Annotated in this window: 12 protein-coding genes; 9 read left to right on the forward strand and 3 right to left on the reverse strand. The window is 64.1% G+C overall.

Annotation, left to right across the window (positions count from 1 at the left end):
• Positions 1-5: 5 nt before the first annotated feature.
• Both catC and ACS7SF_RS00635 read right to left on the reverse strand, forming a co-directional pair.
• The gene (gene catC / locus ACS7SF_RS00630) at positions 6-296 is read right to left on the reverse strand and encodes a muconolactone Delta-isomerase (protein ID WP_439891219.1); all 291 of its coding nucleotides are present in this window, start codon (positions 294-296) and stop codon (positions 6-8) included.
• Positions 297-333: 37 nt separating this feature from the next.
• Positions 334-1,443, reverse strand: a complete 1,110-nt coding sequence (locus tag ACS7SF_RS00635) for a muconate/chloromuconate family cycloisomerase (RefSeq protein WP_439891220.1) — start codon at positions 1,441-1,443, stop codon at positions 334-336.
• Positions 1,444-1,553: 110 nt separating this feature from the next.
• On the opposite strand from ACS7SF_RS00635, the gene ACS7SF_RS00640 reads away from it, so the two are divergent.
• Positions 1,554-2,465, forward strand: coding sequence for a LysR family transcriptional regulator (locus ACS7SF_RS00640; RefSeq protein WP_439891221.1), 912 nt, complete (start codon positions 1,554-1,556; stop codon positions 2,463-2,465).
• 103 nt (positions 2,466-2,568) lie between these two features.
• The gene (locus ACS7SF_RS00645; RefSeq protein WP_439891222.1) at positions 2,569-5,604 is read left to right on the forward strand and encodes a transglycosylase domain-containing protein; all 3,036 of its coding nucleotides are present in this window, start codon (positions 2,569-2,571) and stop codon (positions 5,602-5,604) included.
• A gap of 267 nt (positions 5,605-5,871) precedes the next feature.
• Here ACS7SF_RS00645 and ACS7SF_RS00650 read toward each other — a convergent pair whose 3' ends face one another.
• On the reverse strand, positions 5,872-7,425 hold the full coding sequence (locus ACS7SF_RS00650) for an MFS transporter (protein ID WP_439891223.1): 1,554 nt from the start codon (positions 7,423-7,425) through the stop codon (positions 5,872-5,874).
• 64 nt (positions 7,426-7,489) lie between these two features.
• On the opposite strand from ACS7SF_RS00650, the gene ACS7SF_RS00655 reads away from it, so the two are divergent.
• The 7 genes from ACS7SF_RS00655 (at position 7,490) to ACS7SF_RS00685 (ending at position 14,333) form a co-directional block, all read left to right on the forward strand.
• Positions 7,490-8,452: a LysR family transcriptional regulator gene (locus ACS7SF_RS00655; RefSeq protein ID WP_439891224.1), complete on the forward strand. Its 963-nt coding sequence runs from the start codon at positions 7,490-7,492 to the stop codon at positions 8,450-8,452.
• A gap of 38 nt (positions 8,453-8,490) precedes the next feature.
• A complete protein-coding gene (locus tag ACS7SF_RS00660) occupies positions 8,491-8,970 on the forward strand; it encodes a CreA family protein (protein ID WP_439891225.1) in 480 nt (159 codons plus the stop codon).
• Between the two features lie 159 nt (positions 8,971-9,129).
• Positions 9,130-9,306, forward strand: a complete 177-nt coding sequence (locus ACS7SF_RS00665) for a hypothetical protein (RefSeq protein ID WP_366171540.1) — start codon at positions 9,130-9,132, stop codon at positions 9,304-9,306.
• A gap of 362 nt (positions 9,307-9,668) precedes the next feature.
• On the forward strand, positions 9,669-10,196 hold the full coding sequence (locus tag ACS7SF_RS00670) for a (2Fe-2S)-binding protein (RefSeq protein ID WP_439891226.1): 528 nt from the start codon (positions 9,669-9,671) through the stop codon (positions 10,194-10,196).
• Positions 10,197-10,214: 18 nt separating this feature from the next.
• Complete coding sequence (locus ACS7SF_RS00675) at positions 10,215-12,593, forward strand: xanthine dehydrogenase family protein molybdopterin-binding subunit (RefSeq protein ID WP_439891227.1); 2,379 nt, start codon at positions 10,215-10,217, stop codon at positions 12,591-12,593.
• Between the two features lie 15 nt (positions 12,594-12,608).
• Positions 12,609-13,415 (forward strand): FAD binding domain-containing protein, encoded by an 807-nt coding sequence (locus ACS7SF_RS00680; RefSeq protein WP_439891228.1) that lies wholly within the window; start codon positions 12,609-12,611, stop codon positions 13,413-13,415.
• Positions 13,416-13,436: 21 nt separating this feature from the next.
• Positions 13,437-14,333, forward strand: a complete 897-nt coding sequence (locus ACS7SF_RS00685) for an AAA family ATPase (RefSeq protein ID WP_439891229.1) — start codon at positions 13,437-13,439, stop codon at positions 14,331-14,333.

Consider the following 14,333-nt stretch of genomic DNA (forward strand, 5'->3'; position numbering starts at 1 on the left):
ATGTCTCAGGCGTCATCGCCATGAATCGACGACGGATGACGGCACAGCGGTGTCACGGCAATCTGCATGTACGGAAACAGCGGCAACGCCGTCAGGATGTCGTGCAGTTCTGCGTTGCTTTGCACATCGAAGACGCTGTAATTCGCGTACTCGCCAACCAGGCGCCAGATGTGGCGCCACTTGCCGCTGCGCTGCAGCTCCTGCGAGTAGGCCTTCTCGCGCGCCTTGATCTCGTTGGCGACATCGGCGGGCATGTCGGGCGGCAACTGGACATCCATGCGGACGTGGAACAGCATCGTGGTCTCCTTGGTGGGGTTGTCTTTGCTTTGGGTGTTATTGCCGGCGTAGGCGTGCGAGCTTGTCGCGGTCGATCTGGATGCCGAGGCCGGGGCCGGTGGGCACCTGCAACATGAAATCGCGGTACTGCAACGGCTCGGTCAGCAGTTCTTGCGTGAGCAACAACGGGCCGAACAGCTCAGTGCCGAATTGCAGGTCGCTGAAGGTGGAGAAGACGTGTGCAGAGGCCGCCGTGCCGACCGCACCTTCGAGCATCGTTCCGCCGTACAGGCTGATGCCCGCAAGCTGCGCGATAGCCGCCACCTGCATGGCCGGGACAAGGCCGCCGGACTGGGCGATCTTCACGGCGAACACATCGGCGCTGGCGCTGCAGGCCAGCTCGAAGGCATCCAGGGGACCGTGCAGCGCTTCGTCGGCCATCATCGGCACGGCGAACTGGCGGGCGAGGCGCTCCAGCGCGGCGCGGTTTTCGGCGCGCACCGGCTGTTCGATCAGGTCGATGCCGCCAGCTTGCAGTGCGGCGATGCCGTTGGCGGCGTCGAGTTCGCTCCAGGCCTGATTGACGTCCACGCGCACGCTCACGGCGTCGCCCAGCGCGCGCTTGATCGCCAGTACGTGGGCCACGTCATCGGCTACCGGGCGCAGGCCGATCTTCAGTTTGAAGATGCGGTGGCGGCGTTCGGCCAGCATCGTTTCTGCCTCGGCAATGTCCTTCTTGGTGTCGCCGCTGGCGAGCGTCCAGGCCACCGGCAGCGCATCGCGCAGGCGGCCACCCAGCAGTTCCGACAGCGGCACGTTCAGCCGGCGCGCCTGCGCATCGAGCAGCGCCGTTTCCAGCGCGCACTTGGCAAAGCGGTTGCCCTGGATGGTCTTGCGCACCTTTGCCATGGCAGCCGCCACGTTGCGCGCATCCATGCCGATCAGCAGCGGCGCGATATGCGTGTCGATGTTGACCTTGATGCTCTCGGGGCTCTCTTCGCCGTAGTTGAGGCCGCCGATGGTGGTGGCCTCGCCCCAGCCTTCGATGCCGTCTTCGCAGCACACCTGCACGAGGACGAGCGTCTGGGTGTGCATGGTGGCGACGGAGAGCTTGTGCGGACGGATGGTGGGCACATCCACTAGAATGGCCTCGATCGAGCGAATCATGTTTTCCAGGTATCAGAGTGATGACGATCAACTTGGAAACCAGATTACGCAGCGCGATTTATTGCGTCCAACACCGATTTAGTATCGGTTTCATACCTATAAGGTTGGATATGGAACTGCGCCACCTGCGCTACTTCGTGGCCGTTGCTGAAGAACTGAACTTCACACGCGCGGCCGAGCGCCTGCACATCGCCCAGCCGCCCTTGAGCCGCCAGATTCAGCAACTGGAAGAGGAAATCGGCGTGCTGCTGTTCGAGCGCGGTAGCCGCCCGCTCAAGCTGACCGAGGCTGGCCGCTTCTTCCACGCACACGCGCGCCAGTTGCTGGCGCAAACGGCCGAGCTCGCCTCGATGACGCAGCGCGTCGGCCAGATCGAGCGGCGCCTGTCGATCGGTTTCGTCGCCTCAACGCTGTACGGGATGCTCCCCAAGGTCATCCGGCGCTTTCGGGCGAAATACCCGATGGTCGATCTCACCATGCACGAGATGACCACCATGGACCAGATCCAGGCCCTCAAGGACGGCCGCATCGACGTCGGCTTCGGGCGCATCCGCTATGAAGACCCGAACGTGCGGCGCATTCTGCTGCGCGATGAACGACTGATGGTGGCCCTGCCTTCGGGTCATCCGTTGCTGGACGCCAAGCCTGCGGCGTCGCTGCGCGACCTGGTGGGCGATACGCTGATCATCTACCCGCGCGCGCCGCGTCCGAGCTACGCGGATCAGGTGCTTGCCTTGTTCCACGACCGCGCCCTGGAACCGAGCAAGATTTATGAGGCACGGGAATTGCAAATCGCCCTGGGGCTGGTCGCCGCGGGCGAAGGGGTGTCGGTGGTACCGCGCAGCGTGGCGGGCCTCAAGCGCGAAGACGTTTGCTATATGGAGCTGGACGATCCGCAGCTGGTGTCGCCCATCATCTTCAGCACGCGCCTGCTGGATGAATCCGAAGACATCCAAGCCATGCTGGCGCTGACCTACCGGTTGTACGACGAGCAGCAGATTCCGTACTACGCCCCGTCGTAAGGCTTGCAAAGGCGGCCCCAAAGTTACAAGCCGCTGGACACGACGCCCGCATGGGCTAGATTGAAGTGAGGCGCCCGTCCGCCTGCGATTGGAGCGCACGCGAGTGAAAAGAATACGCCGCCCCGTCATCATCAAGCTGGCCCTCATTGCGGCGCTGGTGCTGGCTGTGGCCGCGTGGTTCGCCGACCGGGAGTTCCGCACGTCCTCGTGGCAGGCGCAGTACTTCACGCGCATCGCGCAATCGCAAACCTTTCCCGTCAAGCCAGGGCTCAACAACGCGGCCCGCTACCCCAATTCCGGGCCCTACGATGAGCGGCTCGGCTACCACGATCTGCCGACCTTTCTCGACCGCCTGCGTACACGCGGCTACATCGTTGCGCAGCAGGCCGTGCCCTCCCAAGACATGGTCGCGTGGATGGATCGCGGCATGAACGCGCCCTACCGCGAGAAAGATCAAGCCGGTCTGGAATTACTCGACGACGATGGCCGCCCGATCTATCGCGTGCGGCACCCGGAACGCGTGTATGACAGTTTCGCGTCGGTGCCACCGCTGCTGGTCGACTCGCTGCTCGCTATCGAAAACCGCACGCTGCTGCAGACCGAATATCCCAAGCGCAATCCGGCTGTGGAATGGTCGCGCCTCGCGCGCGCTGTGTGGGATCGTGCATTGCATGCCGTCAACGCCGCGCACGAATCGCCCGGCGGCAGCACGCTCGCCACGCAAATCGAGAAGTACCGCCACTCACCCGAAGGTCGTACCGAATCCCCCACCGAGAAGCTGCGCCAGATGGCCTCCGCATCCGCGCGCGCCTACCTCAATGGCGAAGACACCACCGCCACACGCCACCAGCTCGCCGTCGATTACCTGAACACCGTGCCGCTGGGCGCGCGCGCCGGGTTTGGCGAGATCCAGGGCATCGGCGACGCACTGTGGGTTTGGTACGGGCGCGACTTTGCGCAGGTGAATGCGCTGCTGTCGGACAAGTCGACCGCGCCGCTGGCAGACCGTGCGCTGGCCTACAAGGAAGCGCTGAGTCTGTTGGTGTCGCAGCGGCGGCCGTCGTACTACCAGGAGAACCTCGACGAGTTGGAGTCGCTGACGGACGCCTACCTGCGTGTGCTGGCCGCAACTGCGGTCATTCCGCCCGCGCTGCGCGATGCAGCCATTGCGCAATCCCTCAAGCAGCAGGCGCTGAACAGGCGCGTGCCGCCCCCGCCCATCGAGCACAAGGGCACGAATGCCGTACGCGTGAATCTGGCCGGCATGCTGGGCATCTCGCGCATGTATGCATTGGATCGGCTCGACCTGACCGCCAGCAGCACGCTCGACGCGCCCTTGCAGCGCGACATCACCACCGAACTGCGCAAGCTGCGCGACCCCGAGCGCGCCAAGGCAGCCGGCCTTGTTGGCGACAAGATGCTGGAGCACGGCGACCCGCGCGGCGTGACCTACAGCTTCACGCTGTACGAACGCGCGCCCGGCGGCAACCGCGTGCTGGTGCAAGCCGACACGTTTGATAAGCCATTCGACATCAACGAAGGCGTAAAGCTGGACCTCGGCTCCACCGCCAAGCTGCGCACGCTGGTGACGTATCTTGAAATCGTGGCCGAGCTGCACAAGCGCTATGCCGATCAGCCTGCCGCGGCGCTGCGCAAGATCAACATCCCCGTGCAGAACCCAATCGAGCGCTGGGCCGTGGACTACCTCGCCCACACCCAAGACCGCTCGCTCGCCGCCATGCTCGATGCCTCCATGGAGCGCAAGTACTCCGGCAACGCTGGCGAATGGTTCGCCACCGGCGGCGGCATGCAGAGCTTCGAGAATTTCGAGAAATGGGAAAGCTATCAGCAGTTCACCGTGCGCGAGGGGCTCAAGCACTCCGTCAACCTCGTCTTCGTGCGGATCATGCGCGACATCTCGCGCTACTTTCAGCACCAGTTGCCCAGCGCCGGCGCAGAAGCGCTGACCGATCCCGACTCGCCCCAGCGACAGGTCTACCTGCAACGCTTTGCCGACCGCGAAGGCAAACTCTTCATGGGCCGCTTCTACACAAAGTACAAAGGCAAAACCGACGCGGAGCGCGAAGCCATCCTTGTGCAAAGCACGCGTGCCACGCCAGTGCGGCTGGCGACCATCTTCCGCAGCATCGACCCGGAGGCCGGCCCGGGCAAACTCGCCGCGTTCATCCGCAGCTACCTACCCGGTGCCAAGCTGGACGAGGCCGCCCTCACCAAGCTGTATGTGAACTACTCCGTCCAACGCTTCGACCTGGCTGACCGCGGCTACATCGCCAAGCTGCATCCGCTGGAGCTATGGCTCGTGGCCTACCTGCGAACGCATCCGCAAGCCACGCTCGCGCAAGTGAACCAAGCCAGCGCCGACGAGCGGCTGGCCGTCTACAAATGGCTGCTGCAATCGCACCGCAAAGGCGCGCAGGACAAACGCATCAAACAGATGCTGGAGATCGAAGCCTTCCAGCAGATCCACGCCATGTGGAAGCGCCTCGGCTATCCGTTTGAATCGCTGGTGCCTTCGTACGGCACAGCGATTGGCGCCTCGGCAGACCGCCCCGCATCGCTGGCCGAACTGATGGGCATCATCGAAAACGACGGTATCCGCCTGCCCAGCGTCCGCATCGACCGCCTGCGCTTCGCCGCCAACACCCCCTACGAAGTCATGCTCTGCCGCGACCCCAACGCCGGCGAACGCGTGCTACCGCCCGAGATTCCCGCGCTGGTCAAAACCGCGCTGGCCGGCGTCGTAGAAGGCGGCACCGCCAAGCGCATCTCCGGCACCTTCGTCCAGAAAGACGGCAAACCCATCGCAGTCGGCGGCAAAACCGGCACCGGCGACAACCGCTTCAAAACCTTCAGCCGCGGCGGCGGCCTCATCTCCGAACGCGTCGTCAGCCGCTCCGGCGCCTTCGTCTTCTACCTGGGAGACCGCTACTTCGGCACCGTCGTCGCCTACGTAGCCGGCGCAGACGCTGCCAAGTACAAATTCACCAGCGCACTGACCGTGCAAGTACTAAAAGTCCTCGCCCCCACCCTGATGGACCACCTGGACCTGAAAGACGAAGCCCCAGCGTTCAACTGCAAGCTGCCGCAAGCAACCGCCCCCGAACAAAAGCTGGATTGAGTAGAGGTCAGCACAACCCATAGTGGCAACGCAGGCCACCAGACGGTGTGGCCGTACCCTGCCCTAGATGGCGCCTTGAATTTCTGTTGCAGGGAGGAAAAAGGAAGGAGCCTTGTCTGAGCGCAGCGAGTTTGGCTCCTTCCCCTCCCCGCGACACAAATCCAAGGGGAAGTCGCCATCTCGGGCGCGCCTTTCTTTGCTTACTTTCTTTGGCAAGACAAAGAAAGTGAGTCAGCCCCGGCAGGGGATGAAACAAGGGATGGACCACTAGCGCAAAGCCCGCTGCAACCAAATAGCCCCAGCACAAACCACCGCAATCAATGCCCCCCAACCAAACAAATCCCGAACCGCCAACAACGCCGCCTGCCGATCAATCTCCGCAGAAATCCGAATCAACTCAACACCCTGCAGTACATGCGGCCACTGCCAGTCCGGCGTGAATGCACTCACATGCCCCACCAGATCCGTCCGATGCTGCGCCTGCCCCCGCTGCAACAACAGCGTCGCCCCCATCGTCCCAAACGCCTGCGCCCAGGCCCGCATGATCCCCTTGAACTGATACGCGTGCCCAAAGTCCTTGGCCGGCATATCTACGTAAGTCAGCCCCGCCACCTGAATCACGACAAACATCCCCACCATGCCCTCAATCAAGAACCCCGGCGCAACCGCCATCACCGAAGCCCCCGGCATCGCCGCATGCGACATCCACAGAAACGCCACCGCCATCAGCACAAAACCAATGGAGATCAGCACCCGCTTGGGCGGCAGCACATTCATCAATTGAAAGTTCAGGATGCCCAGCACCACCGTCACCAGCCCGCCCAGGCTCATCAACTGCGCGGTGGTCTCATAGCGAAACCCCAGCCCGTTCTGCAACAGGCTCGACGACAGAAACCCCCACGCGCTCGCAAACACGTAGTAGATGGCGTAGAACACCATCCCCATCAGAAAACGCCGCTGCAGCGTGGCGCGTAGATCCACCCAGGGCAGCGGGTGGCCGGTCTGGCGGATGCCGATCCAGACAATCAGCGCCGCCACCGCGATGATCGGCAACACCTGAGCAGGCGAGCCGTCCGGGTGCACGAACCGTGCTTGCTGAAAGCCATGCAGCGCAATCAACGCTGCCAGCCCGAATGCAATGGCCGAGGGCCAGTCGAGCGACGCAAAATCGCCCTGGCGCTCATGCATCTTGGGGTGCGGGTAAAACGCCGCCACCAGCCCGGCCACCGCCACCGCCACCAGCAGTTGCGCAATGAAGATGGCGCGCCAGCCAAACTGCTCGGTTAGCGCCGCCGACAGCATCGGCGACACGCAGCTCAACCCAAAGATGCCGTAGATCATGCCCTTCATCATCGTGCGGCGTTCGTGAGCCGGGCTGTGCTGCACGAAGATGCGCGACGTAGACAGCATCGGCCCCGCGCCAAACCCCTGTACCGCGCGACCGACAATCAGCATCGTGCCGCCCTCAGCCGCCGCGCACATCAGTGTGCCCGCAATGAAGACCAGCAGCGACAACAGCGTGTGCCGGCGATACGTCATGTGGTCCGCCAGCCGGCCCATCACCAGAATCGCCAGGCTTGCTGCAGCCGCATATGCCGTCACGGCCCACAGATACACATCTTGTGACGCCAGCACCCCGCCTTCGATATGCGGCCCGGCAATCGAAAACATCAGGTTGGCCATGTAGTCCACGCCCGTCGCCAGGCCGATCACCATGCCCACCATGCGCAGTTCCATCCGGCTGCCGACGGTCGATTCCGTAGGCACGCGGCGCGGCGCAGGGGCGGGTGAAATGGTGTGGCCTGTGCTTGGCGTGTTCATGCAGGGATGGTAATTTGCCCGCAAACCGGCGGAAATCGCCTGCCAACAAATTCATTGTTCAATTATGCGAACGACGGACTGGAACGACTGGGACACTTTCTGCACCGTGGCCACCCTCGGCAGCTTCACCCGGGCGGCCGATCGGCTGGGGTTGCCCAAGTCGTCAGTCAGCACGGCGGTGTCGCGGCTGGAAGGCAAACTCGGCGCGCGCCTGTTCGAGCGTAGTACGCGCCGCCTGCGCCTGACCGACGCCGGCGAAGCGCTGCTGCGTGATGCGGGCCCCCTGTTTCAGCGTCTGCGCGAAGTGTCAGAGGATGCGGCTGCCACGTTCCAGTCGCCCGCCGGCACCCTGCGCGTTGCCATGCCGTACGAATTTGCCGCCCGGCAGTTCGCCGAGGTGGTGCTGGAAGTCATGCGCGAGCACACGGGCCTGCGTATCGAGGTGGACGTCGCGCCGCGCCAGATTGATCCGCTCGCCCAGGGCTACGACATCATGCTGACGGTGCCGCGCGGGCCGCTGCCAGATTCCGGCCTGGTCGCGCAGCGCGTCTTCGATCTGCGCCGCACCGTGGTGGTCGCCCCGCCATTGTTACAACGACTGGGTCCGCTCACGCACCCAGACCAGCTCGTCGATTGGCCTTGCCTGGGCACCTCCAACGAAGCCGAATGGCAATTTCGCACACCCGGCGGCGAAACGCTCAATCTGCCGCTGGATTTCCGCATGCGTACGTCCAATAGCGAATTGCGCTTGCAGGCCGCCATCGCCGGCTTGGGCGTTGCGCGAATCACCTCGGTGTTTGCGGCGGATCTGATCGCATCCGGTGCACTACAAGAGGTGCTGACCGATTTCCAGTCCCCACCGATGCGCGTGTACGCCATCTTCCCCGGACGCCGCCTCATGCCCGCCAAGGTGAAGGTTTTCATGGATGCGCTGCACCGCCGCATTGAACGATCCCGCCAACACCGCGACGTTCGCCCGACTTTTGTAGACGAAACCGCACCGTGGCCACCCGAATCCCTGCTTTGATCTCGCAAACCCCTCTTTCTTATTACTCACGCAAAGCCATGCGCCCATTTACACGATTTCCCGTCCTGGTCGCCCTGCTCGCTTTGAGCGCCACCGCTTGCTCCCGCGCCGAAGACATCGGCAGCGTCAGCACCAATTTCCGCATCACCGGTTCCGACAAGATCGTCGTGGAAGCCTATGACGACCCGCTCGTGCAAGGCGTCACCTGCTACGTATCGCGCGCCCGCACGGGCGGCATCAAGGGCACGCTCGGCGTGGCTGAAGATGTGAGCGAAGCCGCCGTAGCCTGCCGCCAGGTGGGCGATATCACCTTCGTCAAGCCGCTGCCACAGCAGGACGACATGTTCACGCAGCGCCTGTCGCTCGTTTTCAAGACGCTGCACGTGGTGCGCGTGGTGGACCGCAAGCGCAACGTGCTGGTCTACCTCACGTATTCCGACAAGGTCATCTCGGGCAGCCCCAAGAACAGCGTGACAGCCGTGCCGGTGCCAGCCAGCCAACCGATTCCCGTCAAATAAGGCGGAAAGCATCAGCCGCACCATATCGGTGCGGCGTCGTGCGAGCGTGGCGGCCAAACAACGCGAAGTGGTGCATACGTAAGCCTACGTATGGTGCATTGCATCATCTGGTGTATAGTCAGGGTATTCCCTAACCGGGAAATCCCTAAGAGGCCAATCATGCAAAACACGAACGACCTGAAGCTGACCGATCAACTCGAACGCGAACTGATCGAGCGCGAAATGTCCGAAGGTATCTACTACTATCGCCGTCCGAACGGCACCTCGTTCTCGTTTGCCCAGTTCTTCTCGGCAATCGCGAGCCTGTTCAGCACGCACCGCACCGCCAAGGCCTAACCAGCCATTGTTGTCGATGGGCGTGTGCCCGAGCTAGCTGTATCGCTGTACTCGCAACACCCGTAGCACCGTGCGCCGGCCAAGTGTCTTCACACCTGCCGCCACACCCGCCAGGTCATGACCGCCTGGTGCCAATCGAGGGCCGGATTCCGGCCCTTTGTCATGTCTGCGGCGCGCGTTTTTGCGCACTGCGTTTGCGCGCTGCGACATCGCCTTCCCCTCCGCTTTCTCTAAACCGCTTCCCGGTTGTCTTCTCCATCGCCTGTGCTTTACTGAGTAGAGCCGCGACCACCCATACCCAGACACTGCGCGCATCCTCGCTGCGACGCATGCACACGGCGACCATCCCCAAGGAGACTCCCATGGCGATCAGCCTCAAGCTGTCGGTCAACGGTGCGCCTGTCACCGTCAGTGTCGAACCCCATACCCTGTTGGTCCAATTGCTGCGCGAGCAACTACGCCTGACCGGCACCCACGTCGGGTGCGATACCGCGCAATGCGGCGCCTGCACGGTGCACATGAACGGGCGCGCGGTGAAGTCGTGCAACATACTCGCCGTGCAGGCCGACGGCGCCGAGGTGACCACCATCGAAGGCTTGTCCAAAGACGGTGCGCTGCACCCGATGCAAGCGGCCTTCCGCGAATGCCACGGCCTGCAATGCGGCTTCTGCACACCCGGCATGGTGATGGCCGCCACCGCGCTGGTTGCGCAAAACCCGCATCCAAGCGAACAGCAAGTGCGTGAGCAACTCGACGGCAACCTCTGCCGCTGCACGGGCTATCACAACATCGTGCGTGCCGTACTGCAGGGCGCCGAAGCGATGGCCGAAGTCGAGGGCAACGATGCCTCCCTGCAAAGCCTGGCCGCCGCCCGCGCCCACGCCGCTTAATCCAGCGAGGAGACCACCATGAACGCTCCCGCAGAACCCAACCACCATCTGATCGGCGCGGCCGTCAAGCGCAAGGAAGACTTCCGCTTCCTGACGGGCGCCGGGCAGTACACGGACGACGTCGTCCAGGCGCACCAGTCGTATGCCGTATTCCTGCGCTCCCCGTATGCGCATGCCCGCATCAAGCACATCAATGCGGATGCCGCAGGCAAGCATCCGGGCGTGCTGGCCGTACTCACGGGCGACGACCTGGCCGCCGACAAAGTCAACGGCCTGCCCTGCGGCTGGCTGATCCACAGCATTGACGGCACACCGATGAAGGAGCCGCCCCACCCCGTGCTCGCGCAAGGCAAGGTGCGCCACGTGGGCGACCAGGTGGCGCTGGTGGTAGCGGAATCCGTGAAGATCGCCAAGGACGCCGTCGAGATGATCGACGTGGAATACGACGAGCTGCCCGCTGTGGTAGACACTGCCACGGCAGACACCTCCGGCTCCGCCGTTCACGACGATGTACCGAACAACACCTGCTACATCTGGGGCCATGGCGACAAGGCCGCCACCGACGCCGCCTTTGCCAAGGCCGCACATGTGACGCAACTCGATATCGTCAACAACCGGCTGATCCCGAACGCCATCGAGCCGCGCGCCGTCAACGCGAGCTACTCGCGCCAGGACGACAACTACACGCTCTACGTCGCCAACCAGAACCCGCACGTGGAACGCCTGCTGATGTCGGCGTTCGTGCTGGGCCTGACCGAAGCCAAAGTGCGCGTGATTGCGCCGGATGTGGGCGGCGGGTTCGGCTCGAAGATCTTCCTGTATCCGGAAGACGTAGCGCTCACGTGGGCCTCGAAGAAGGTTGGCCGGCCGATCAAGTGGACGGCGGAGCGGTCCGAATCCTTCCTGACCGATGCGCATGGCCGGGACCATGTGACGCACGCCGAACTCGCGCTCGATGCGCAGGGCAACTTCCTCGCCATGCGCGTGCACACCACGGCCAACATGGGCGCGTACCTGTCGACGTTTGCCAGCAGCGTGCCGACCATCCTGTATGCAACGCTGCTCGCAGGCCAGTACAAAACGCCCGCCATCTATGCCGAGGTGAAGGCGGTGTTCACGAACACTGCGCCGGTCGATGCGTACCGCGGCGCCGGGCGGCCGGAAGCCACCTACGTGGTCGAGCGCCTGGTGGAAACCGCCGCGCGCGAGCTGCAAATCGACCCCGCCGAACTCCGCCGCCGCAACTTCATCCGCTCGTTCCCGTACGCCACGCCGGTTGGCCTGACGTATGACACGGGCGACTACGAACCCTGTCTCGACCGCGCCATCGAACTCGCCGACGTGAAAGGCTTCCCCGCTCGCCGCGATGCCTCGCGCGCGAAGGGCCGGCTGCGCGGCATGGGCTACTCCTGCTACATCGAAGCGTGCGGGCTGGCGCCGTCGAACATTGCGGGCGCGCTAGGCGCTCGGGCAGGCCTGTTCGAAGCCGGCGAAATCCGCGTGCACCCGACGGGCTCCGTCACCGTGTTCACCGGTTCGCACAGCCACGGCCAGGGCCACGAGACGACCTTTGCGCAAGTGGTGGCCGATCGCCTGGGCGTGCCCATCGAGAACATCGAAATCGTGCACGGCGATACGGGCCGCATCCCCTTCGGCATGGGCACGTATGGGTCGCGCTCGATTGCCGTGGGCGGCTCGGCCATCATGAAGGCGCTCGACAAGATCGAGGCCAAGGCCAAGAAGATCGCCGCGCATCTGCTGGAGGCATCGGCTGAAGACATCGAGTTCAAGGACGGCGTCTTCCGCGTGGCCGGCACCGATCGCACCAAGACCTTCGGCGAGGTCGCGCTCACCGCCTACGTGCCGCACAACTACCCGCTCGACAAGCTGGAACCTGGGCTGGATGAAAACGCCTTCTACGACCCGACCAACTTCACCTACCCGGCCGGCGCGTACATCTGCGAAGTGGAGGTCGACCCCGATACCGGCGAGGTGCATATCGACCGCTTCGTCGCCGTGGATGATTTCGGCAACATCATCAACCCGATGATCGTCGAGGGGCAGGTGCATGGTGGGCTCGGCCAGGGCATCGGCCAGGCGCTCCTGGAGCGCTGCGTGTACGACGAAACCGGCCAGTTGCTGACGGGCTCGTACATGGATTACGCCATGGCCCGCGCTGTCGATCTACCCAGCTTTACGGTGGAAACCGCCAAGGGCACGCCCTGCACACACAACCCGTTGGGCGTGAAGGGCTGCGGCGAGGCGGGTGCGATCGGCTCGCCGCCGGCGCTCATCAACGCCATCGTCGACGCGCTCGCGCCACTCGGCGTGAAGGACATCCAGATGCCCGCCACGCCGCACCGTGTCTGGCAAGCCATTCAAGCGGCCAAGGCCTAGGTAGAGGAGCCCACCATGTACGACTTCGAGTACCAGAAAGCCACCGACGCTCAGACCGCCGTCACCGCGATGAAGACGCATGCGGACGCCAAATACCTCGGCGGCGGCCAGAGCCTGCTGGCGGCGATGAAGCTACGGCTGGCACAGCCTTCCACACTGGTGGATGTCACGCGCATTCCCGGCATGACGGGCGTCCGCTCGCAGCCGGGCGTCATCACCGTAGGGGCCGCCACACGCCATGCGGATGTTGCCGAGAACGCGGACATCGTCCGCATGTTGCCCGCGCTGGCAGAACTGGCCGGCGGTATCGGCGACCGACAAGTGCGCGCCATGGGCACGCTGGGCGGATCGCTCGCCAACAACGACCCGGCTGCGTGCTATCCGGCCGCCGTGCTGGGCCTGAACGCCACCGTCGTCACCGAGCGGCGCAACATCGCGGCGGACGATTTCTTCCTCGGCATGTACGAGACGGCGCTGGCTGCAGATGAACTCATCACCGAAGTGCAGTTTCCCGTGCCGGATCAGGCCGCTTACGTGAAGTTCCGCAACCCGGCGTCGCGCTTTGCGCTGGTGGGCGTGTTCGTCAGCCGCAAGGGCAACAACGTGCGTGTGGCAGTCACGGGCGCGGCGCCGTGCGTGTTCCGTTGCACGCCGTTGGAGCAGGCGCTGTCGGCCAATTTCACGTCGGAAGCCGCGCGCCATGTGGTGGTGCCGGCCGATGATCTGGTGGGCGATCTGCATGCCTCTCCGGAATACCGGGCGCACCTGATTCCGGTGCTGGCGGCACGGGCAGTCGAGCACGCGCTGGCGAAACACCACTGAGCGCATTGACCCAGGAACGGCATGCCGGTCGACTCCATTGACGACTGCATCGCGCAACTACAGGGCCAGGGCTACTTCGCCAGCCGCGAGCTGGCCACGGCCCTGTTCTTGGCGCTGCGCATGCAGCGGCCGCTGTTTCTGGAGGGCGAGCCCGGTGTCGGCAAGACCGAGCTGGCGAAGGCAGCAGCCGGCCTGCTCGGCACGTCTCTACTGCGGCTGCAGTGCTACGAAGGCTTGGATACAGCCAGCGCGCTCTACGAATGGGATTACCCACGCCAGATCATGGCCCTGCGCTTGGCCGAAGCTGCAGGCAGCAAGCCCAGCGCCGATACGCTCTACCGTGATGAATTCCTGCTCAAGCGCCCGTTGCTGCAGGCGCTGCTGCCGAACCCCGACCACCCCGATACACCCCGCGTCTTACTGATCGACGAAATCGACCGCGCAGACGAGCCGTTCGAGGCGTTCCTGCTGGAGCTGCTCTCGGATTTCCAGGTGTCGATTCCGGAATTCGGCACGGTGCGCGCGCAGGTGATTCCGCTGGTCATCATGACCTCCAACCGCACGCGCGAGGTGCACGACGCGCTCAAGCGGCGCTGCCTGTATCAGTGGATCGGCTACCCGGACAAGACGCGCGAACTGCAGATCGTGGCGCAGCGCGCGCCCGAAACGTCTGCCCGCCTGCAACAGCGCGCGGTGGACTTTGTGCATCGCCTACGTGGCATCGACTTGTTCAAGGCGCCGGGCATTGCGGAGGCCATCGACTGGTGCCGCGCACTGGCCGCGCTGAACGTGACAGAACTGGACCCGCAGTCGGTGCAAGACACGTTGGGCGTGCTGCTCAAATACCAGGATGATCTGGCCCGCGTCGACGCGCCGACGATCGAGCAATTGCTGGCGGCACCCGCCTTGCCGGAATAA

The sequence above is a fragment of the Ralstonia sp. 25C genome (assembly GCF_051904805.1).
Taxonomy (GTDB): Bacteria; Pseudomonadota; Gammaproteobacteria; order Burkholderiales; family Burkholderiaceae; genus Ralstonia.

Bases quoted from the DNA above. Each gene is read 5' to 3' on its own strand.
- catC (WP_439891219.1), bottom strand. From the start codon at position 296: ATGCTGTTCCACGTCCGCATGGATGTCCAGTTGCCGCCCGACATGCCC.
- ACS7SF_RS00635 (WP_439891220.1), bottom strand. From the start codon at position 1,443: ATGATTCGCTCGATCGAGGCCATTCTAGTGGATGTGCCCACCATCCGT.
- ACS7SF_RS00640 (WP_439891221.1), top strand. From the start codon at position 1,554: ATGGAACTGCGCCACCTGCGCTACTTCGTGGCCGTTGCTGAAGAACTG.
- ACS7SF_RS00650 (WP_439891223.1), bottom strand. From the start codon at position 7,425: ATGAACACGCCAAGCACAGGCCACACCATTTCACCCGCCCCTGCGCCG.
- ACS7SF_RS00655 (WP_439891224.1), top strand. From the start codon at position 7,490: ATGCGAACGACGGACTGGAACGACTGGGACACTTTCTGCACCGTGGCC.
- ACS7SF_RS00660 (WP_439891225.1), top strand. From the start codon at position 8,491: ATGCGCCCATTTACACGATTTCCCGTCCTGGTCGCCCTGCTCGCTTTG.
- ACS7SF_RS00665 (WP_366171540.1), top strand. From the start codon at position 9,130: ATGCAAAACACGAACGACCTGAAGCTGACCGATCAACTCGAACGCGAA.
- ACS7SF_RS00670 (WP_439891226.1), top strand. From the start codon at position 9,669: ATGGCGATCAGCCTCAAGCTGTCGGTCAACGGTGCGCCTGTCACCGTC.
- ACS7SF_RS00675 (WP_439891227.1), top strand. From the start codon at position 10,215: ATGAACGCTCCCGCAGAACCCAACCACCATCTGATCGGCGCGGCCGTC.
- ACS7SF_RS00680 (WP_439891228.1), top strand. From the start codon at position 12,609: ATGTACGACTTCGAGTACCAGAAAGCCACCGACGCTCAGACCGCCGTC.
- ACS7SF_RS00685 (WP_439891229.1), top strand. From the start codon at position 13,437: ATGCCGGTCGACTCCATTGACGACTGCATCGCGCAACTACAGGGCCAG.